Below are 20,818 nucleotides of genomic sequence, written 5' to 3'. Positions count from 1 at the left end.
ACGGATTTGGGTATCGATAAAGCGCAACAGCTCATCGAGGAAGTGCTAAAGACTACCCGTCTTGGACTTTCAAGAGATAAGTAGCCTAAGAGCAGTAAGAGGGTAGTAGGCAATGACTGAGAATGGTGTGTTTTATTATGGTCAATATAAGATTGACTATGAAGTCGTGCGTAAAGAAGTGCTTTATAAAGAAAAGATAAATAAGCCTGAAAGCGATAAGCTGATTGCGAAAAAGGCTAAGCCTCGAAAAGTAGTCATTAAAGTACATCCTGATCAGCGTGTGGTCGCCACAGCACCTAACGATGCTACCGATGAGATGATTTATGATGCGATGATGAAACGTGCTCGCTGGATATGGCAAAGCCTACAGGACTTTGCCAAGCAACAAGATCATGTATTACCCAAACGTTATGTCAGCGGCGAAACCCAGTTTTATCTGGGTCGTCGTTACGTATTAAAAGTGATAACCAGTATAGAAACGGCCGATGTAATGCATAGCACTGTGAAGCTTAGTCGCGGTAAGTTAAACGTAGAATTATCTCAAAGCGATTCTACATTAAGTATTGAAGAACGAACTGCTATCGTCAAAAGCCTAATTGACGAGTGGTATAAAACTAAAGCCAAGCTTATCTTTATAGAACGCCTAGAGGTGGTATTACCTAAAGCAGCGTGGGTAACTGATACGCCAGCTTTCAGACTGTTAGTTATGAAGAAGCAGTGGGGTAGCTGCTCTACTAAAGGTAATCTAATACTTAATCCTCATTTGGTTAAAGCACCAAAGGAATGCATCGATTACGTGATATTGCATGAGCTGTGTCATATAGCTGAGCATAATCATAGCGAGCACTTTTGGCGCTTATTGACGCAGGTGATGCCGAACTGGCAAGAGGTAAAAGCGAGGCTTGATGAGATGGCTGAGCTTTATTTGAATGAGTAATTAAATGTGGGTAGTGTGTTGTTATACTGACAATATATCTGTTTTATATGAGATTGCTCATAGTAAGGTTTAAAAAATATCACGGAAAAAGTAAAAATCGATACCTTTTAGTATCGATTTTTACTTTTGATTGAGCTGATTTAGAAATTAAATAGGTGTGCACTATTCTGAGTTAAAATTTTATTCATTAAAGTTTTATTGTTGACGATCTTTTTGAAATCACTCAATGCTTTATAAAAAGTCATTTTACTTTCATACTGAGTATGAGGCCAATCACTTCCCCAAATAAGTCGGTCTTCCATATTATGATTTTTTAGTAATTCAAATGCATCAACTGCATTTTGAATACTTAATTTATTATCTAGGCGATAGTAAGCAGACACCTTAACCCAATGCTGACTAGGGTCAAGTATTTCTAGGAAGCGTCCATAATTTAGATCTTCTACACCTAACTTATTATCAAATCTGCCGAAGTGATCTATAACAATATCAATTGAATATTGTGTCAATAAAGGTAATAACTTTACCAAATAATCTACTGGTGCATGTATTTCTACCTGCCAACCCATAGTAGCAACGTTTTTTAAAAATTGTTGCCACTTGGGTTCATTTAAATTAGGGCAGCTAAGGCCGAATAAATTGAGTCTTACTCCTACAATACCTTGTTCATCTAAATGCTTTAAAGTAGAGATGCTTGTATCGTTGTCCAATACGGCAATACCTTTAAGTCGTTCAGGGTAGTTTGATATAGCCGCCAACATACAACTATTATCAGTGCCATAAAAACTGGGCTGAACAAGTACTCCTTTGCTGAATCCGTTAAGATCAAGGTATCTGATATAGTCTTCTATACTAGCGGTGTAATCTGGGATGTAACGTGCAGTGGATAAGAAATTGGCTTCATGCGAAAATACATGAGCATGTGCATCGATATAGTTCATATAAACTCCTTTTTATAGTATTGGTTAGAACAAGACCTGAATAATCACAGTTGCAATCAGTCCTGCTCCAATACCTATAGGAACCGCTTTAAATAGGAGGGCATTTAGAAGTTTATTTTTGTCAATATCTACTGGTGCCGAACCCAATATCAAACTACCACCAGATGAGAACGGAGAAATAGAGGAGCTTTGAGCACCTACAATTATACAAACAAATAGTAAAACTGGGTTTAAACCTGAAGCAATAGCCAGAGCAGGTACAATAGGGAACAATGCAGGTGCGACTACTCCCAGAGTACTTGCAAATACCGACATAATGGCACTAATAATGAATACTAGTACAGGTATTAACCATATAGGTACGTTTGTGCTTAACCATTCAGTGAGTTCATCTATAACACCTACTTTTACACCTAGGCTTATTAGCATTCCTACGCCACAAATCATAATAAGTGTGCTCCAAGGTACTAAACTTATTACAGTTTTCTCGTCTCCTAATTTCATGAATAAACTAACGATAGCAAAAAATATAGCGATAAAACCAATATCAATACGAGCATTCAAAAAGCTAATAGCTTCTACTTGAGGTAATAATATATTTAGAATCGGTACAATAAGTACAATAGACATCATGATGAAAATTAACATGAGAGACTTTTTTTGCTTGTTGTCCAAAGGATCTGGCATCACTGCATCAATAGTTGCTTTATTATGTTTAGCATTTACTAAGCTATAAAGCCCTAAAACAACAACAGGAATTAAAAAAGTGGCAGCAAATATTCCTGATGAATAAACAAAGGCAGTGTCTGCTACTATACCTGCCGTATCCATAAGACCTCTAAATATTACTCCGCTCTGTGAGGTCATAAAGTTTGCACCTGCCAACGCGCCGTAGTTGACGGCTAGCGCAGCAATTACGATATTCATATTGGCTTTTTTACACAATAGCAAGGTCATGGGTGCCATGAAGGCTAGCACCGTATAGTATCCAGCCCCTAATCCAGAAATAATAGTAGCTACAAAGAAGACAACTAAAGGTAATAGCGCTGGAAAATTTCGGCACTTATATATCAAGTGCCCAGAAAGTTTTTCTAAAGCACCGTTTGCTAGAGAGAAATTATAAAATAGTGTGACAGCAAAGATAATAAAAAAAATCTTGATGGGCCATAATGCAATAACATCAGACGCTTTGAGTCCGAGACCAAAACATCCAATCAGATATGAAAATACAATAGCGAATAAGCCTATATTTATCTTTGTGGTATATCCAAGAATAATAGAAACAATGATGGCGGCTAAAATGTAAAAAGTCATGTCTACTCCCTGACGTAACTATGTAGTATTATAAACATATAAACATATAAACATATAAACATATATATGAATCATTACTCGTATTAAGAAGCATTGTTTCAACATTGTCAAATAGTTTTTTAGTGTATAAGATGGGAGCTGATTTGGATGAGTAATACTATGGATACAGAAATGTTAGAAAGTTTTCAAAAGTTCAATATGCCACGGTATGAACAGGTACGATGGCAAATACAAGTTTTACTCACTGAAAACAATTGGGATAAAGATACTCCTTTACCTACTGAATCAGAGCTCGCAGACAAATATCAAGTATCAGTAGGAACAGTTCGTAAAGCTGTTGAAAAACTTGTAGAAGATGGCGTGCTATTCAAGCAGCAAGGTCGCGGCACTTTTTTGAAACAGCCAAATTTTGAAGCATCTTTATCAAGGTTTTTCAAGTTTCGTGATAAAGAGACCGGTTATGTGACACCAACTGGTTTGGTTAAAAAGATAACATCTGTACCATCAGTTGATAATATCAATAAAAAATTAAAATTACGTAAAAACGATAGCTTAGTCTATATCGAACGTATACGTATGATGGACAATAAAGTTATTTTAAGTGAAAAAATTTGGTTGCCTCAAAGCTTATTCAGGGATCTATTAACATTGACCCCAAATGATTTTGAAAACCTTTTATATCCTTTTTACTATAAAAAGTGTGGGCAATTTGTTTCATCGGCTGTAGAGACGCTGTCATTTATAAAACACTATCATGATGAATACTTAGATAATGCTGAGCAGCAGAGCTTAGTAAGAGTTTGCCGTATCGCAAAAAACCTTAAAGGCGAAGCAATCGAATATCGAGAGTCTTACGGTTTAGCAGAGAATTTTAGTTATGAAGTTAACATTAATTAATTATATGTGTTTCTAGCGATAATCTATTCAGTTCTACTATAAGAATTATATATGAGTCAATCCTAACCTAAAGCAAGCCACTTCTAGTGGCTTGTTTTTTATTTATGTTCTGAAAAAATTTCTAATTATGGCGTGCCTGCATGCCCTACCTTAACCTGTACAGCTAGCATACGTCCTTTGGTTTCTGCCTTACGAGAGGCTTCATCCCAGTCTGGCGCCGCGCACATAAATAATGTCTTACCATCATGTCCACCAAGCGCAACTGCAAAGATACCATCAGGTGCAGTATCGATAGTTTCTAAAACCTCACCACCCTCTGCTATACGTACAGCTCGCTGATTTAAAGTATCTGCAATCCACACAGCACCTTCTGCATCCAAGGCCAAACCATCAGGTAATATGCTGGCATTCTCTATACGTAGACCAAGATTTGGCTCATCACCTAATTCTCCAAAATTAGCAAAGTCACGCTTTTCTCCAGGGCAACTATCTTTTTTGATATGAAACTGCGTAACTTTATTGCCAAATAGCTCGTTAAGGTACAAAGAAATATCTTGATGATGTGGAGTCTTTAGGACTAGATGCTTACGGGGTCTATGATGAGGCTAAAGAAGCTGGTGTAGTTTGTAAAGTGTAATCTTATAAAAATTTTAGTTAAAATATAGCTAAACTGACTAAACTGAAAAAGCCCCAACTTTGAGCTGAGGCTTTTTTGTTTTTCTGATTCTAACTATTTCAAGATTTACTTACCTAGGACAAGCTGTCCACCAGAAAAGCTAATACATCCCTCACAAAACCAAGAATTCAATCTCCTTGCATAAGGTATATCTGCTGGGACATCTAATTGATAGGGACGACCACAGTACTCACAGTGTATGTCATCTAAATAAACCTGACATTTTGCAAGTGTAGCAAATAATACATCAATCTCCGTGTTGTGGTCATAACAAAGCAGTTCTAAATTCGCTATATAATCACTGGGCGACACATAGGACCAATACTCATGACACAAACGCTTCGCTGTATCCTCTAGAGCTGAATCAAAGACGAAGTTCATGCTCATAACATTCTCCTTAGTATCCATAGCCAGTTTGAGGTAGTAGCTCGTAAAGCTCACTCTGTAGCTGACTACACATATCATCAACGACATAGTCAGGATTGGCCTCTAAGCGCATTTGAACCCATATGCGCAGCGCCATATGATTATCAAAGCAACTATCAATACTTAGGAACCTAGCCAAACCAGTACCTGACTGAATGCAGAGCTCACAGATGAGGTAGTTAGCAATATTATCTGCACCATTACTGACATAGCCACTAGGTTTAAACGTCGCATGCAGTTTATCGTAATCAATCATTTTCATTGTGAGGCCCCTTATCGGTAGATACCTGAGCAATCTGACTGCGATTGACCAATGCTTCAAACGCACTACCATCCTGTCGAGTCATGTTCGGTACATAGCGACTATACGTATTAAACAGCATCTTGGTTGTAGAGTGTCCCATTTGACTGGCAATCCATTCAGGACTTTCGCCAGCAGCTAACCATAGCGTTGCTGCGGTATGACGAGTCTGATAAGCATTGCGCTTCTTCAGACCTAAAATCCTAAGAGTAGGGTGCCAAACACGTTTATTCACGTTGTTGTAGTCAAGTGGCTCACCCGTATGCGCGCAAAACACATAGTCAGATCGCTTATAAGTTATGGTCTGCTGTTCCTTCAGAGCATCGTAGACCCAAGGTGACATTTGAATCGCACGGTAAGACTCTTGAGTCTTAGGAGGAACAATTTTGCCTTTGACATAAGCTTGTTTGATCACAATCTCACGTCGGTCAAAGTCAATGTTCTCCCAAGTCAATCCATCAATTTCACTCGTACGCATACCTGTGAAAAAACGTACCAGATAATAATTGCGATAGTCTGCTCTCACCCCATTAATAAACGTCCAAACCTCATTCAGTGTGAATGGTTGAATATCCGTTTTAGGTTGCTTGAGCGCATTGATATCGTAATAAGGGTTGTCAAACTGATAGCGTTTAGCTGCTTCTTTTAGTATCATACCTAAAGGTACCATGATCGAATTAATGCGTGCCGCTGACAGATGTTTGTTAGCTTTTCCGTACGTTACTTTGGCGAGCGATGAACGGAAGGCTAATACATCTGTCTTTTTTATGAGATGAATGGGTTTAGTCCCAAACTTATCAATCAAGTACATATCAATAATCTCCTTTATTTTGCGCTTGTAAGTATCACGCCATTCAATTTCTTTTTCAGAAAACCATAATTTTGCAAACTGTTCAAAAGAGGGCGTATCGGTATTAATACATTCCTTGCGATCGTTTAACGCTACCATCTGTGCCGCTTTGTCACTTTTTGGAAAGTACTTAGCGTAATTGAACAGTCCTAAGATGATTTCTGCTTTCATTTTCTCAGCCACTTTCTCAAGCTTCTTGCGATTCGCTGGTGTGTCTGTTAGGTTTGTCGTCTCCCGACAGCGTATACCCATATAATAAAAATCGACAAATAGCATATTGCTCCCTTTGCGCCTTCTGATACTAGCCATCATATTTCTCCTTATTGTAGTGCCATGGCGTTGACGCTACCGGCGATACCAGTGCGCATATCTTTTTCAATCTCCTCCCAAATGTACAAAATCTTACGACCACCGAACGGGCGTATATAATGAATGCCTTCGATAAGCACACTATCCTTGAGCTCATTACGGATAGTACGAGGGTTATATTTGATGAGCTCAGAAAGCTCTTGGGTAGTTAGGTAAGTATGTGACATAATAAATTCCTTGTAAGCCAATTAAATAACTAGGTTGTTTTATCGAGATAACAAATAATTCTATAAAAGTACTTTGTTGTTCGATAGAAGTACTTTACTAGCTATCGTTAGTCGATGCAAGTACTTTTTTAGTCTATTAAGGAATTATTAATGATTTTATGTAATTTACCAGTGCTACTAGCTGAACGACGTATGAAGGTGGCAGATCTAATAAGAATGACAGGAATTAGCAAGTCAACAGTGCACAAGATCTATAACGAACAGACTTCAAGAATAGATTTTGACACTATGGATAAAATTTGTGAGGCACTAGATATTGAAGTAGGTGATTTATTTACTTATGTACCTAACGACTCGCTAGATAAAGAGAAGTAAATAAATATTGAGAGTGTTTTAGATAATTTAGGGTAGAGGTCGAAAATGCTACTCTGAAAGAAAGGCAAAATAGAGAGCAGGCGCAACTTAGGCACAATTTAGGCACACACGTTTTTCGATGACGTTTGCGGAAAGTGAGAAAAGAGGAAATTTGCATCGACGTATAGTTTCCTTTTTCTCTACAGCCCATATTTCACGGACAAAAAAAAGCCCCAATCTTAAGATTGGGGCTTTTCGAATCTGGTAGGCGTAATCGGATTCGAACCAACGACCTCTACCATGTCAAGGTAGCGCTCTAACCAACTGAGCTATACGCCTATTTAGGTTGAGCATTTTAGCAAGTTTCCCAGACTTTGCAAGTCTTTTTTAGCATAAACCTCTTTTATTATCATAATATCTGCTATTCATGCTTATATTAGTTATTTAGATATATTTTTGTGTATATTTACTAAATATTGAATTTAAACGGTTTAGTTTTTATTGTTAATAAATAGGGTAACGCTAATGATTAAACCCTTATAACTGATATGATATCTCTCTAAACAACGTAATCGTCATGATAATAACGGTTTGAAATCAATCATGCTGACTAAGCGTTAAACAAATATTAAAAACAGTTGGAGAATAACATGGGTCTCTTGGTAGATGGGCAGTGGCAAGACAAGTGGTATGAGACAAAAGAGAGTGGTGGCCGCTTTCAGCGTGAAGATGCTGGTTTTAGAAACTGGGTAACGGTAGATGGTAGCGCAGGCCCAACAGGTATTAAGGGCTTTAAAGCCGAACCTGACCGCTATCATTTATACGTGTCGCTAGCCTGTCCTTGGGCACACCGTACCCTTATCTATCGCAAGCTTAAAGGCTTAGAAGACATCATTCCGCTATCTGTAGTACATCCGTATATGGGTGAGTATGGTTGGACGTTTGCAGAAGGTGCAGGCGTCGTTGCTGACCCAGTTATCAATGCAGACTATGCCCATGAGCTATATACCAAGGCCAAGCCAGACTATACAGGCCGTGTCACCGTACCTATCTTGTGGGATAAAAAAACAAACACAATCGTAAGTAATGAGTCATCTGAAATCATTCGTATGTTCAACTCTGCCTTTGATGAGGTTGATGCGCTAGCAGGTGATTTTGTGCCAGCAGAGTTGTTACAAGAAATTGATGATATAAATACCTTCGTCTATTCAACTATCAACAATGGCGTGTACAAAACAGGATTCTCTACCACACAAGAGGCTTACGAAGAGGCCGTGATTGAGCTATTTTCGGCATTAGATACACTTGAGACGCGCTTAGCACATCAGCGTTATCTAACAGGTAGCACTATAACCGAGGCCGATTGGCGACTATTTACGACGTTGGTTCGTTTCGATGCTGTCTATGTTGGGCACTTTAAATGCAATCTGCGTCGTATCGTTGACTATCCAAACCTTTGGGGCTATCTGCGTGATTTATATCAGGTACCTGGCATTGCAGATACGGTAAATATGAATCATATCAAGCAACATTATTACACCAGTCATGGCAATATTAATCCCACGCGTATTGTCCCTGCTGGCCCAGTGCTTGATTTTAATGAACCACATGACCGTGCACGTCTATAGTTTTATTGATTAGAAAATATTCAAAAAAAGCCCCAGCTACTTATTAGTAGCTGGGGCTTGTACAATATAAAAGGTAGTATAGCTACTATTAGGCATTGTTTAGCTGGCGGGCCGCTTCTAGAGCGAAGTAGGTCAAAATGCCATCAGCACCAGCACGGCGGAAGCCAATCAGCGACTCTAAAATCACTGCATCACTTAACCAACCGTTCTGAATGGCTGCCATATGCATGGCATATTCGCCAGATACTTGATACGCAAAGGTTGGTACGCCAAAGGTATCTTTGACTTCACGAATCAAATCAAGATAAGGCTGACCTGGTTTGATCATGACCATATCTGCGCCTTCGTTGATATCCATAGCCACTTCATGTAGCGCCTCAGCACGGTTACCAAAGTCCATCTGATATTGCTTCTTATGGCCACCTTTTAGGTTGCCAGCACTACCAACCGCATCACGGAAGGGACCGTAGTAAGCAGAAGCATATTTGGCTGAGTAGGCCATAATAGCCGTATTCACAAAACCTTCTGCTTCAAACGCGTCACGCATGGCCTTGATACGGCCATCCATCATGTCACTAGGAGAGATGATATCTGCACCGGCACGCGCATGTACCAGCGCCTGCTTGACCAATACTTCGATGGTTGCATCATTGATGACGTAACCGCTGTCATCAAGCAGACCATCTTGACCATGTGATGTATAAGGGTCTAGCGCTACATCAGTCATGACGACCATCTCTGGCACAGCGTCTTTGACCGCTTTTATCGTACGTGCAGTCAGGGCGTTTTCGTCATAAGCGGCGCTACCGTCTGGCGTTTTCAAAGTGTTATCGATCACAGGGAAAAGGTCAATGGTTGTCACACCTTCTGCTAATAACTCTTTGGCATAGTTGATTAGCAAATCAATCGATAAGCGTTCAACGCCTGGCATACTAGCGATGGTTTCGCGCTGGTTTTCGCCTTCTAGGACAAAGACAGGGGCAATAAAGTGCTTAGGATGCAGCTCCACTTCACGAATCATTGAACGTACATTGTCATTGTAGCGCAGGCGACGTAAGCGAGTAGCAGGGTATTGACGGTTAAAGGTATAGCTCATAATAATTCCTTATGATTGTTTTAATAGTTATCATGTTACATGGTTAAAATAGTATCGCTATAAGCGGTATTTTATAGAATTAGCTTATCAGAATCTGTGCTTTGTAAGTGGCTTTATATAAAGAGAGCTTGTATAAAGTGAGCCTACTATAACCAAAAGACGTCAATAAAAGCAAAAAGCCCCACCACGTTAAGTCGGTAGGGCTGATAGTACGTATCGACTGTCAATGTGATGATAGAGCTGCGTCATCAGATTAAGGCTAGGTCATTTAAGGCTCAACAATCTGGGTCACAGGAACTTGCTCAACACTATTATTATTAAAGCGAGTCTCTTCAGTGACCACGCCGACAGCGGCATCCTTCTTACCATCGTCATTCACATCGACGATAGCAGTCGGTTTGAAAGTAGTCGTTTCTACCGCTTGTGACTGCTTAATGGCGATAGCTTCTTGCGGCGTAGTCACACGCGCTGAACCAGCTGCTTTGATGGCATTCGTCGCTTTGGTTTTTGCACTAGTAGCAGTTCCAGTGACAATCTGTGCCAAGTTGGTGTGCTGCGGTACAGGGATGACAGACGGTACATCAAGGTTCGCACCGCCACCAAGCGCTTGGTACAGCTCGATCTGGCTAACGATTTTCTGTAGCTCTAAATCTAGGATACCTTGCTGAGTAGAGAACAGTGAACGCTGAGCGTCAAGTACGTCCAGATAGTTCGAGATACCGGCTTTGAAGCGCGCATCTGCTATCTGATAGGTCTGTTCAAAATTATCCTGCAGACGATACTGCGCCTCTAACTGCTCACCGAGCGTCGCACGCGTGGCAAGTACATCTGATACTTCGCGGAATGCCGTTTGAATAGAGCTCTCATAACTAGCAAGCGTTTGCTCACGTTCGATTTGAGCCACATCGTAATTGGCATCTAAACGGCCTGCATCAAAGATAGGGACGCTGATATTAGGGCCAAACGACCAACTAAAGCCGTTATTGTCAAACAAATCCCCCAAGCTATCGCTACGAAGACCGACACTACTGGCCAAACTGATGGTTGGGAAATAAGCCGCACGTGCTACAGCTATATTTGCACCAGCCGCTTTAAGGTCGTACTCCGCTTGCAACACATCAGGACGATAACGTAACAGCTCACTTGGTAGACCAGTGTTAAATATTTGCTGGCTGGTAATATTGCTAACTGCGGGAGTCGGGATAAGCTCGTTTGGAATAGCGCCACCAACCAAGTACTGTAATGCATTGCGTGATTGGAGAACGCTGGTCTGGGCACGTAATACCGCGAGCTTGGCATTTTCTAATGAGGCAGAAGACTGTAGTGAAGGTAGCTTAGGGTCGATACCTGCTTCAAAACGTTTATCCGCGATAAATAGCGAGCGCTCACGACTCTCGACTGTAGCTTCAGCTAGCTTTAATTGCGCTAAGCTGTAGCTTAGATTAGCGTAGCTTTGGGCAATATTACTAATCAAACTGATCTGGGTCGCATCTTTGGCTGCTGTAGTCGCCAAAAAGCTTTGTAACGCTTGATCTTTTAGGCTGGATATTCTGCCCCAAAAATCTAACTCGTAGCTGGCAAGTCCCAGTTGTACCGTATAGTCACTACCTGGTCTACTACTGATACTGTTTTGAGCGCCACGCGAGTAGCCACCACTGCCGTTGATAGCTGGTAAGTCATTGATATCGGTTATTCGATATTGCGCGCGGGCTTTTTCAATGGCTAGGCGTGCATTCTCAAAATCTTTATTGTTTTCAAGACCGAGAGCAATCAGACCTTTTAAGCGCTCGTCGCTATAAAAATTCTGCCAACGCTGACTGGCAATGCTTGCCTGATTGGCGCTACTGACAGTCTCTTTGTCAAATGCACCATAAGATTGCTGCATAGGGATATTCGGCTCTGCTAGCACAGGGCGCATATCTGCTTTTGGAATGGTGTTACAAGCGGCCATGCTGATTGCCAAAGCAGTCAGCCCTAACAGGCGGCCACTGTTTTTGCGAAAACGAGATAGTGCTGGCTGCGCATCGATAGCTGTAATAGCTACCGATGATGAGTTGATGATAGATGTTTTTTGAGCACTCATTGTGTATTGTCTCCAAGACTTGCAGGCTGATAACTCTCAGAAGGTGTTGGGTTATGCGAGTTAGGCGTACCATTGCCACCATCTTTATCATTGGGTGTGTTGTTCTCATATTTATGCGGGAACGCACTACGCACCCAGATATAGAACATTGGGATAAAGAAGATACCTAAGAGGGTTGCTGTGATTACCCCACCAACAACACTAGTACCAATAGCGTTTTGACTGCCTGAACCTGGCCCATTCGCCAAGAATAATGGCACAACACCCAGACCAAAGGCAAGTGAGGTCATGATAATCGGACGCAAACGCTGGCGTGCTGCGGTCATGACGGCCTCTCTGAGACTGTAACCTTCCTCTTGGTGTTCTTTTGCAAATTCAATAATCAAAATGGCGTTTTTGGCGGATAGACCAACGACAGTCAGTAGACCAACTTGCAGGTAGATATCATTGGCAAAACCACGTAGCCAGGTAAATATCACTGCACCCAATACCCCAAGTGGAATAACTAGTAGCACAGAGAAGGGAATCGACCAGCTCTCATACAACGCTGCCAAACATAAGAAGACAACTAGGATTGAAAGCGCATAGAGCATTGGCGCTTGTGCACCTGACTTTTGCTCTTCCAACGACATGCCTGTCCACTCATAACTGATACCCTCAGGTAGCTTGTCTATCATCGCTTCCATCGAGCTCATTGCTTCACCAGTACTTAGACCTGGTGCGGCGCTACCTTGGATGTTCATGGACGGTAGGCTGTTGTAACGAGTAAGACGCGGTGAGCCTGACTGCCACTCACTACTAGAGAAGGCATCAAACGAAATCATATCGTTCATGTCATTTCGTACATACCATTTGCCAATATCATCAGGGTTGGTACGACTGCTGGCTTCACCTTGTACATAGACGCGTTTGATACGGCCACGATCGATAAAGTCATTAACGTAGCTTGAGCCCCATGCTGTTGAGATGACGCTATTGATATTGCTTAGTGACAGGCCATAAGCCGCCGCTTGTTCTTGATTGATATTTATTTTAAGTTGTGGCGAGTCTTCTTGACCGTTAGGACGTACGCCAGCCACTTGATCGTTCTGCGCGGCCATACCTAAGAGCATGTTTCGGGCTTCAAGTAGCCCGTCATGTCCGAGGTTGCCACTGTCCTGAATCATTAAGTCAAAACCACTGGCGTTACCAAGCTCGGTAATCGCGGGTGGTACGATGGCAAATACTTGTGCTTCGTTTAGCTGAGTAAAGAAATACCCCATTGCTCGACCGGCGACAGCTTGAGCGGTATTTTCATCGCCCGAGCGTTCCTCCCAGTCTGATAAGCGCACAAACGCCAGACCCATATTCTGACCTTGACCTGCAAAACTAAAGCCTGCGATGGTAAAGACCGAAGCGATATTATCGGTTTCTTGGGTATCGTAATAGCTTCTGACTTTATCCAATACGTCTTGTGTCTCATCTAACGTAGAGCCAGCTGGAAGCTGAACCAAGGTAAACATAATACCCTGATCTTCTTCTGGTAAAAACGAGCCTGGAATACGTAAGAACACCACCGCCATGATACCGATGATGGCTGCATAGCCAATCATGTATAACCATTTAAAACGAATACTTTTGCCGACAAAGTTTTCGTACGAACGGCTAAGTTTGAAGAAGCCACGGTTGAACCAACCAAAGAAGCCTTTTTGCTTTTCGGTACTGCCTTTTTCATGACTTTTGCCACGTTTTAGCAAGGTCACACATAGGGCAGGGGTGAATACAAGCGCGACCATGGCAGAGAGCACCATGCTGGTAATCAGCGTAATGGAGAACTGACGATAAATCACACCTGTTGAGCCACCAAAGAAGGCCATCGGTACGAATACTGCAGACAAGATAAGCGCAATACCAATAACGATTTTACTGATTTCACCCATTGACTGGATAGTTGCATCTTTGATAGAGATGTGAGGATCTTCTTCTAGTATTCGCTCGACGTTCTCTACGACGACGATCGCATCATCGACCAGTAGACCGATGGACAAGACCATGGCAAACATGGTCAACACGTTGATACTAAAGCCAGCAACGTATAGCACTGCAAAGGTACCTAATAGAACCACAGGTACTGCAAGCGTTGGAATGATGGTTGCGCGCCAGTTCTGTAAGAAAATGAACATGACTATAAATACTAAGACAATGGCTTCGATAAGCGTATGTACAACTTGCTCGATAGAAAGCTTCACGAATGGCGTTGTATCATAGGGAACAACTGATGCTAGACCTGTTGGGAAGTTTTGCTCCAGCTCTGCCATACGCGTAGCAACAGCTTCGCGAGTTTCAAGCGCGTTAGCACCGCCCGCAAGCGAAATACCAAGACCAGCGGCTTCTTGTCCATTATATAAAGACAAAATACTATAGTTTTCACTACCGATTTCAACATCTGCTACATCACCCAAACGTACTTGCGCACCAGAAGTATCCGTTTTTAGCAGAATGTTTTTAAATTCTTCAGGCGTTTGTAGATAGCTTTGAACAGTAACAGTGGCGTTGATAACCTGTTTGTCTGTGTCGGCAGGTGCTTGCCCCAACTGACCAGCAGATACCTGAGCATTCTGTGCTCGTATCGCATTGACGACATCTGAAGGTATCATGTTGTAGCTACGTAGGCGTGATGGGTCTAACCAAACACGCATCGCATAAGTAGAACCGAAGACCTGAACGTCACCCACACCTTCGACACGACTGATCGAATCGAGGACGTTAGAGTTAATATAATCGGCAATATCCGACCGATCCATATTGCCGTCTTCAGAGATAAACGCCTGTACCATCATAAAACTGCTAGATGATTTGTTGACGTTGACACCTTGACGCTGCACTGATTCAGGTAGCGAGCTCATCGCGGCTTGTAGTTTATTCTGTACCTGTACTTGCGCAGTATCAGAGTCGGTACCATTTTCAAAGGTTAGCGTCACTGACGCACTACCATTTGACGAGCTCGACGATGACATATACATCAGGCCATCTAGGCCTTTCATACGCTGCTCAATGATCTGTACTACTGAGTTTTCTACGGTTTGCGCATTGGCACCAGGGTAGCTTGCACTGACTGAAATCGTTGGTGGTGCGATACGTGGATATTGTTCAATCGGTAGATTAAGAACGGATATCACCCCGATGAGCATGACCAAAACAGCCAGCACCCATGCAAAAATAGGGCGATTAATAAAAAAACGTGACATAGTATATCCCTAAGTCTTCCTGTCTTGAATGGAATTAGTTGGCAGCGGCTTCTGTTGGTTTTTTGGTAGAAGTCTCATCGCCAGCTGGCTTTTTATCCATCGTTTTTGCGGCTTGCTGCGGCGTTTTGGTATTAGGCGCATTCTTTGCAGCAGCTGGTGCTGGATTTGCGCTTTCTAATGGTTTAGCGACCACTTCTTGGTCAGGTTTGACCTTAGCACCGCCAATCACAACCACTTTGTCACCTGCTTTCAAGCCTTCAGTGACGACCCATTGTCCATCGTAAGTACCATTAATGGTGACCGGACGTACTTGGATTTTGTTATTTTCGTCAACGATATAGACTTGCGTCTCACTCTTAGGCGTACGAGTGACCGCACTTTGCGGGACAAGGGCTGCGTTGGTAATAACGCTCTGCGTTAAACGTGCCGTGACATACATACCTGGTAGCAGGATGTTATTGCTGTTTGGGAAAATAGCACGCAAAGTGACAGCGCCTGTTGACTCATCAACTTTGGCTTCAGACAGTGCAAGCTTACCGCGTACTGGATAGACAGAACCATCTTCTAGTACCAATTCAACTGAGTTCATACCCGGCTGAGCAGTACCATCTGCTATCTGCTGACGAAGCTTTAGCAACTCAGAAGAAGACTGGCTGATATCAACGTAGATAGGGTCTAAGCGTGAAATAGTCACCAATGGATCGGCTTGACCAGCACTGACTAGAGTACCAGCAGTGACGCTAGAGCGATCAGTACGGCCAGTAAGTGGTGCGCGTACGATTGTACGGTTTAGATCTAAGGTACTGGCTTCCAAACCTGCTTTTGCGGTCTGAATGCCTGCTTTTGCACTCTCAATACCTGCTTGAGTTTGACCAACAGCTGCGGCGGCACTTTGTACTGCCGCTTGTGCTGTACGCACGGCTGTTTGTGCTTGATCGTACTGCTGCTTTGAGATGGCATCAATACTGACCAGACCTTGCAGACGTTGTAAGTCATTTTGCGCTTGTGCTAATGACGCTTGACGACTGACCAACTCAGCTTTTGCATTGGCATTGTTTGCCACAGCAGTTTGATAGTTAGCCTGTGATTGCTGTACGGCAGCTTGGCCACTCGTTACAGATGAGGCATAGTTGTCAGTGTTGATGCGATACAGTGGCTGACCTTTTTTGACGTTGCTTCCTTCACGGAATAGTACTTCGTCAATCACACCGTTGACCTGTGGGCGGACGTCGGCAGTTTGATAAGCTGCAGTACGACCAGAAAAAGTTTGTACTTGAGGGACGGTATCGAGAGTGACTGTCTGAACGTTGACAACCGCAGGCGGCATTTGCTGCTGTGCGGCTTGCTCACCAGCGGCGTCCTCGTTGTTGTCACAGCCAACCAGTACAGCTCCAGATAGTACAGATGCTATTACAAGCGCAAGAGTAGAGTGCTTCATCAATGTCCTCGGCAATATATATAAATAGTGACAGTATAAAAATCGATCAATAAGTTTGGCGTACTGAATATAAGGGTCTTGCTAATGCTAAATAACTTGCTAATGCTAAATAACTTGCTAATGCTAAATAACTTGCTAATGCTAAATGAAAAGAGTAAATAGCCTAAGCTAGCACTATTTACTCCAATTCCAGATGATTCCGTTGGCGAAATATGACTAATAAAAAATCTGACATCGATATGGATTGAGTATCGAAAGGATTATTTAGCCTTAATTGTTTAAGCAAACCACAGAATGGATTAATAAATTTAATAAGTTATTATAAACTATTGGGGTAACCCCACAGTCAAGTAGTTTGCGATACGAGCTGGACCGAAAGACGGTAATATTACAATTTACGAATTAATAGATTACCGTCATAGTAAGCATTGTCTTCATTAACAGCTAATAGAACCATGCACAACCTAGTATAAAAATATATTGTAAACTTTTGTTATAAATCTAAAACCCTATAGTAACTAAGGTTTTTAAACGACAGAAAATCGACTTTGTCAACAAAATGACAATTTTAGCAACCCCTAATTACAGTCATAAAAAATAACTATCGCTATGTCCCTAACAAACGTCATCAAAATTTGACCAACTGTCAAAAAGCCTTATACGATTATAGTACTGCAAGGGTGTATGAAACTTAAAGAAAGGTAACGATTTGGCTGACATGCTATTTTCTGAGAAGGTACTTCTTAATTTATGGGCTTTTATTTATCAATTGCTGAGGAAGTTTGCTAAAAAGCCATGCTAAAAAATTCTGTCAAAAAAAGAGTCGTCTTAATTAGTTAATAACACAGACGACTCAGCTTTAACTATACTAATCGGGCGCTAGCGAGTTCAGTTAATTGATATAAGCCTGTACGATAACGGTTATCAGGTAGCGTGCTCAGTGCATCTTGCGCCAGTTTAGTTTCTTCCAAAGCGCGCTGCTTACAATAAGCCAATGAGCCAGAACTACGTACCAATTTAATAAGTTGTTCAGCGTTTGGTGTCTTACCCGTTTGAACGGCGATACGTAACTGCTCATAGCCTTCAGTGTCGCTGTCTTTGAGTAGCTCGAGTGCTTTGATAGTCGGTAGGGTAGGTTTGCCTTCAGCAAGGTCGTCGCCTAGGTTTTTGCCCATCACTTCACTATCGCCACTATAGTCGAGCACATCATCGATAATCTGGAACGCATTACCAAAATGCTGTCCGAAATCGCCCAATGCCGTCATATATTCTGTCTTGTCTTGCAAGATAGCAGCACCTTGGGTCGCCATCATGAACAGGCGCGAAGTTTTGCCATCGATAATGCGTAAGTAATCTTCCTCTGTCGCGGCAGGGTTATGCTGATGCTGTAGTTGCAATACTTCACCTTCGGCAATATCACAAGTCCCATCAGAGAACACTTGCAACAATGGTAGGCTTTGAAAACCAACCAATAGATTAAAGGCGCGGGCAATCAAATAATCACCGACTAACACTGCAGTGGCATTGTCCCACGTCGCATTTGCCGTCGGCTTTCCACGGCGTTGCCCTGACTCATCGATGACATCGTCATGGACTAGGGTAGCGGTGTGTAGCATTTCAGTGATAGCAGCTAGATGCATGGCCTTTTCTGATGGATTGTCATCAAACATACGTGCGCAGAGCAAGGTAATCAGCGGACGCATACGCTTGCCACCAGCATTGATCACGTGTTGCGAGACGCTCATAACGAGTTGTACTTTTGAGTTCAAACTGCCAAACACTTGCTTGTCCATCACCTCAAAGTCATTGGCTACAATACTTTGAATATCAGCATAGCTAGGCGTCGATTGAGAGGCAGGCACGGTATTATTTAAAGAGGTACTAGTCATAATAAATAGTCATATTAATAAGAGTAAAGAGAGTTGGTATAACCTTGATTTTATCTATCTATAGGTAAGGTATTATTTCGCTTATGATAGCATAGCTATCTTCTTAAATTGTTGGTTAAAGTATATAGCACAAGTAGGTCAGGCGTATGATATGTGGGGCTTACTATGCCTATTGAGTAGAATAAAAACGATAAGAAATGTCTTATGTTTTACAGATATATCCTCTAACGCATCTTAAGCTTATTGGTCACATAAATGATTCATAAAAGGCTGTAAGTAACTGATTGCATAAGTTATAATGGCCGCTGTTGGGCTTAATCTATCACTTATCATTACTATTTCTCATGTTTATATTCGCATTGTCATCTATCGACTTTCCTTGATGAGCAGCCGTTATAGCTAAATGAGAGATGGTCATTAGTGTAACCACCTTGCAAAAACAAGAGGCGCGGCTTGCTTTTATGAGCAAAAAGCCGTAAAATCTTGCCTTTAATTTTTCCCTGTCGTGTTCGTCGTAAAAGCGTTGGTATAACATCAGCCACGGCACACGGGTTAAACGGAGTCATACAATGTACGCAGTAATCAAAACTGGTGGTAAACAGCACCGTGTAGTCGTCGATGAGTTGCTTAAAGTTGAACTACTAAAAGCAGAAAAAGGCGAAACAATCAAATTTGAAGACGTGTTGATGGTTGTTGACGGCGATAACGTCAAAATCGGTCAGCCTGTTGTTGACGGCGCTAGCGTAGAAGTTGAAGTTGTTGAGCATGGTCGCGGCGAAAAAATCCGTATCATCAAGCACAACCGTCGTAAGCATTATCACAAAGAACAAGGTCACCGCCAATGGTACACCTTGTTAAAAATCAAAGCGATTAATGCCTAATTATCCATTTAGCAATTATTGCTAAATAGCGCACTAAATGCTTAAGAGTTATCGCATCAGCGATAAGTCAAATTAACAAGGAGATTTTCTCATGGCACATAAAAAAGCTGCCGGTTCGAGCCGTAACGGTCGTGATTCAAACCCAAAAATGCTAGGCGTAAAAATCTTTGGTGGCCAAGCTATCACAGCTGGTAACATCATCGTTCGTCAACGTGGTACAGAATTCCACGCAGGCGAAGGCGTTGGCATGGGTCGTGACCATACTTTATTTGCACTGAATGACGGTGTTGTAAAGTTTGCGACCAAAGGTAAATTTAACCGTCGTTATGTTACGGTTGAAAACGCATAATTATCTATTTAGATCGTTTTATTCTTTGGATAGAATGATCAGATAATTAAAAAAGCCCTTACTGCCTTATGGTAGTAGGGGCTTTTTACGTTTGTGGGGTACCGTAAGATAATGATAAGAATTAAGGAATGATATTTTGAACAATATCACTCAACGCTAGTTCTTAAAATATACTATTTCAACAATCTCAACTAATATCCTTTTATAAAAGACGGCTAGTTTGAATAAAAGATTTGATCAGATAATAAATGAAATCGTGGACAGGTTTGAAGGAAAAATGAAAAAACAGCACTATATTTCTCATAAGACCATGCTAAATATCCTTAATGACTTATCACCTTTTAAATACATCTATCTTTATGGATTCGCGCTCGTGTTTTTTACGCCGTTAATGTTTGGAAATTATTTCTCGGATTTTGTGGGAATAACACCCTTCGCTCAATCCATGAAGCTAGCCTCGGGTAGAATAAGACTTTTGAATGACCTTACAGTCTTGTACTTCATAATGATTTTTATTGCTATAACAGCTGCTTATTTTTTAAAGGGATTTTCATTTGAGATTGTCAGAGAATTCAAATTAGCTGCAAGAAATTCAGATAAGTTGAATCATGAAGTGGGAGAAAATCCCAGAAGATCTATCTTTATAACTGCATCGCTACTTATCGCTATCAACTTATGCTGGGTTTGGTTTTTTGGTTTTACTTCAGCGGGTAACTCTAAAGTAATGAGAAGTTATTTAGAGGGAACTGAAACTTTCATCATCATGGCTATTTTTGTAGGATTTCTAGCAAATTTTTATCTATTAATTTATGCATTATTAATGATGGAAGGCAGAAAGCACGTCATCTTTCAAGGAAACCATTAGTCATAATAATGAAATTGCTTACCAAAATTGAGATGAGCATTCGGTTGTAGCAGACATATTTCTTGCTCATTTATACTGTTAACTTACCTACTTAAAGGTTTAGCTGTATTCATTACCTCGGTTTTGCCAA

At 41.5% G+C, this 20,818-nt stretch carries 19 protein-coding genes and 1 tRNA gene; 7 read left to right on the top strand and 13 right to left on the bottom strand.

Going from position 1 to position 20,818, the window contains the following annotated elements; translation table 11 throughout:
• Window positions 1–112: 112 nt before the first annotated feature.
• Window positions 113–937 (top strand): M48 family metallopeptidase, encoded by an 825-nt coding sequence (locus ACQKCP_RS06105; RefSeq protein ID WP_427611647.1) that lies wholly within the window; start codon window positions 113–115, stop codon window positions 935–937.
• Window positions 938–1,077: 140 nt separating this feature from the next.
• Here the strand turns inward: ACQKCP_RS06105 and ACQKCP_RS06100 are convergent, their stop codons facing one another.
• Window positions 1,078–1,878 carry an amidohydrolase family protein gene (locus ACQKCP_RS06100; RefSeq protein WP_427611646.1) on the bottom strand — a complete coding sequence of 267 codons (801 nt, stop codon included), beginning with the start codon at window positions 1,876–1,878 and terminating at the stop codon, window positions 1,078–1,080.
• Window positions 1,879–1,902: 24 nt separating this feature from the next.
• Window positions 1,903–3,192 carry an SLC13 family permease gene (locus tag ACQKCP_RS06095; RefSeq protein WP_427611645.1) on the bottom strand — a complete coding sequence of 430 codons (1,290 nt, stop codon included), beginning with the start codon at window positions 3,190–3,192 and terminating at the stop codon, window positions 1,903–1,905.
• Window positions 3,193–3,363: 171 nt separating this feature from the next.
• Between ACQKCP_RS06095 and ACQKCP_RS06090 the strand changes: the two genes are divergently transcribed.
• Window positions 3,364–4,089: a GntR family transcriptional regulator gene (locus ACQKCP_RS06090; RefSeq protein WP_427611681.1), complete on the top strand. Its 726-nt coding sequence runs from the start codon at window positions 3,364–3,366 to the stop codon at window positions 4,087–4,089.
• Window positions 4,090–4,214: 125 nt separating this feature from the next.
• Here the strand turns inward: ACQKCP_RS06090 and ACQKCP_RS06085 are convergent, their stop codons facing one another.
• The 5 genes from ACQKCP_RS06085 to ACQKCP_RS06065 all read right to left on the bottom strand — a co-directional run bounded on the left by ACQKCP_RS06085 (window position 4,215) and on the right by ACQKCP_RS06065 (window position 6,878).
• Entirely contained in the window at window positions 4,215–4,634 is a 420-nt protein-coding gene (locus ACQKCP_RS06085) for an SMP-30/gluconolactonase/LRE family protein (protein WP_427611644.1), read from the bottom strand.
• 197 nt (window positions 4,635–4,831) lie between these two features.
• Entirely contained in the window at window positions 4,832–5,152 is a 321-nt protein-coding gene (locus ACQKCP_RS06080; protein ID WP_427611643.1) for a hypothetical protein, read from the bottom strand.
• A 10-nt stretch (window positions 5,153–5,162) separates the two neighbouring features.
• Window positions 5,163–5,453, bottom strand: coding sequence for a hypothetical protein (locus tag ACQKCP_RS06075; RefSeq protein ID WP_427611642.1), 291 nt, complete (start codon window positions 5,451–5,453; stop codon window positions 5,163–5,165).
• Window positions 5,440–6,651: an Arm DNA-binding domain-containing protein gene (locus ACQKCP_RS06070; RefSeq protein ID WP_427611680.1), complete on the bottom strand. Its 1,212-nt coding sequence runs from the start codon at window positions 6,649–6,651 to the stop codon at window positions 5,440–5,442. Before ACQKCP_RS06070 ends, ACQKCP_RS06075 begins: the two co-directional genes overlap by 14 nt.
• A gap of 11 nt (window positions 6,652–6,662) precedes the next feature.
• Window positions 6,663–6,878: a hypothetical protein gene (locus ACQKCP_RS06065; RefSeq protein WP_075107543.1), complete on the bottom strand. Its 216-nt coding sequence runs from the start codon at window positions 6,876–6,878 to the stop codon at window positions 6,663–6,665.
• Window positions 6,879–7,028: 150 nt separating this feature from the next.
• Between ACQKCP_RS06065 and ACQKCP_RS06060 the strand changes: the two genes are divergently transcribed.
• Window positions 7,029–7,253: a helix-turn-helix domain-containing protein gene (locus ACQKCP_RS06060; RefSeq protein WP_060491549.1), complete on the top strand. Its 225-nt coding sequence runs from the start codon at window positions 7,029–7,031 to the stop codon at window positions 7,251–7,253.
• A 241-nt stretch (window positions 7,254–7,494) separates the two neighbouring features.
• On the opposite strand, the gene ACQKCP_RS06055 is transcribed toward ACQKCP_RS06060, so the two are convergent.
• A tRNA-Val gene (locus tag ACQKCP_RS06055) sits at window positions 7,495–7,571 on the bottom strand.
• Between the two features lie 311 nt (window positions 7,572–7,882).
• On the opposite strand from ACQKCP_RS06055, the gene ACQKCP_RS06050 reads away from it, so the two are divergent.
• Complete coding sequence (locus ACQKCP_RS06050; RefSeq protein ID WP_427611641.1) at window positions 7,883–8,860, top strand: glutathione S-transferase family protein; 978 nt, start codon at window positions 7,883–7,885, stop codon at window positions 8,858–8,860.
• 88 nt (window positions 8,861–8,948) lie between these two features.
• Here the strand turns inward: ACQKCP_RS06050 and hemB are convergent, their stop codons facing one another.
• The 5 genes from hemB to ACQKCP_RS06025 form a co-directional block, all read right to left on the bottom strand.
• Window positions 8,949–9,956, bottom strand: coding sequence for a porphobilinogen synthase (hemB, locus tag ACQKCP_RS06045; RefSeq protein WP_427611640.1), 1,008 nt, complete (start codon window positions 9,954–9,956; stop codon window positions 8,949–8,951).
• 268 nt (window positions 9,957–10,224) lie between these two features.
• Complete coding sequence (locus ACQKCP_RS06040; RefSeq protein ID WP_427611639.1) at window positions 10,225–12,039, bottom strand: efflux transporter outer membrane subunit; 1,815 nt, start codon at window positions 12,037–12,039, stop codon at window positions 10,225–10,227.
• A complete protein-coding gene (locus ACQKCP_RS06035) occupies window positions 12,036–15,266 on the bottom strand; it encodes an efflux RND transporter permease subunit (RefSeq protein ID WP_427611638.1) in 3,231 nt (1,076 codons plus the stop codon). Before ACQKCP_RS06035 ends, ACQKCP_RS06040 begins: the two co-directional genes overlap by 4 nt.
• Before the next feature lie 34 nt (window positions 15,267–15,300).
• Entirely contained in the window at window positions 15,301–16,704 is a 1,404-nt protein-coding gene (locus ACQKCP_RS06030) for an efflux RND transporter periplasmic adaptor subunit (protein WP_427611637.1), read from the bottom strand.
• Window positions 16,705–17,567: 863 nt separating this feature from the next.
• Window positions 17,568–18,593 (bottom strand): polyprenyl synthetase family protein, encoded by a 1,026-nt coding sequence (locus tag ACQKCP_RS06025; protein WP_427611636.1) that lies wholly within the window; start codon window positions 18,591–18,593, stop codon window positions 17,568–17,570.
• 569 nt (window positions 18,594–19,162) lie between these two features.
• On the opposite strand from ACQKCP_RS06025, the gene rplU reads away from it, so the two are divergent.
• From rplU to ACQKCP_RS06010, 3 genes are all read left to right on the top strand, one after another.
• Entirely contained in the window at window positions 19,163–19,474 is a 312-nt protein-coding gene (rplU, locus tag ACQKCP_RS06020) for a 50S ribosomal protein L21 (protein WP_057761012.1), read from the top strand.
• Window positions 19,475–19,565: 91 nt separating this feature from the next.
• Window positions 19,566–19,823 carry a 50S ribosomal protein L27 gene (gene rpmA, locus ACQKCP_RS06015; protein WP_021813611.1) on the top strand — a complete coding sequence of 86 codons (258 nt, stop codon included), beginning with the start codon at window positions 19,566–19,568 and terminating at the stop codon, window positions 19,821–19,823.
• 220 nt (window positions 19,824–20,043) lie between these two features.
• On the top strand, window positions 20,044–20,688 hold the full coding sequence (locus ACQKCP_RS06010; protein WP_427611635.1) for a hypothetical protein: 645 nt from the start codon (window positions 20,044–20,046) through the stop codon (window positions 20,686–20,688).
• Window positions 20,689–20,818: the final 130 nt, after the last annotated feature.

The sequence above is a fragment of the Psychrobacter sp. NPDC078631 genome (assembly GCF_050268165.1).
In the GTDB taxonomy this organism is placed as follows: domain Bacteria; phylum Pseudomonadota; class Gammaproteobacteria; order Pseudomonadales; family Moraxellaceae; genus Psychrobacter.
Note: the sequence above shows the minus strand (reverse complement) of the source record. Positions and strands in the feature narration are given on the sequence as shown.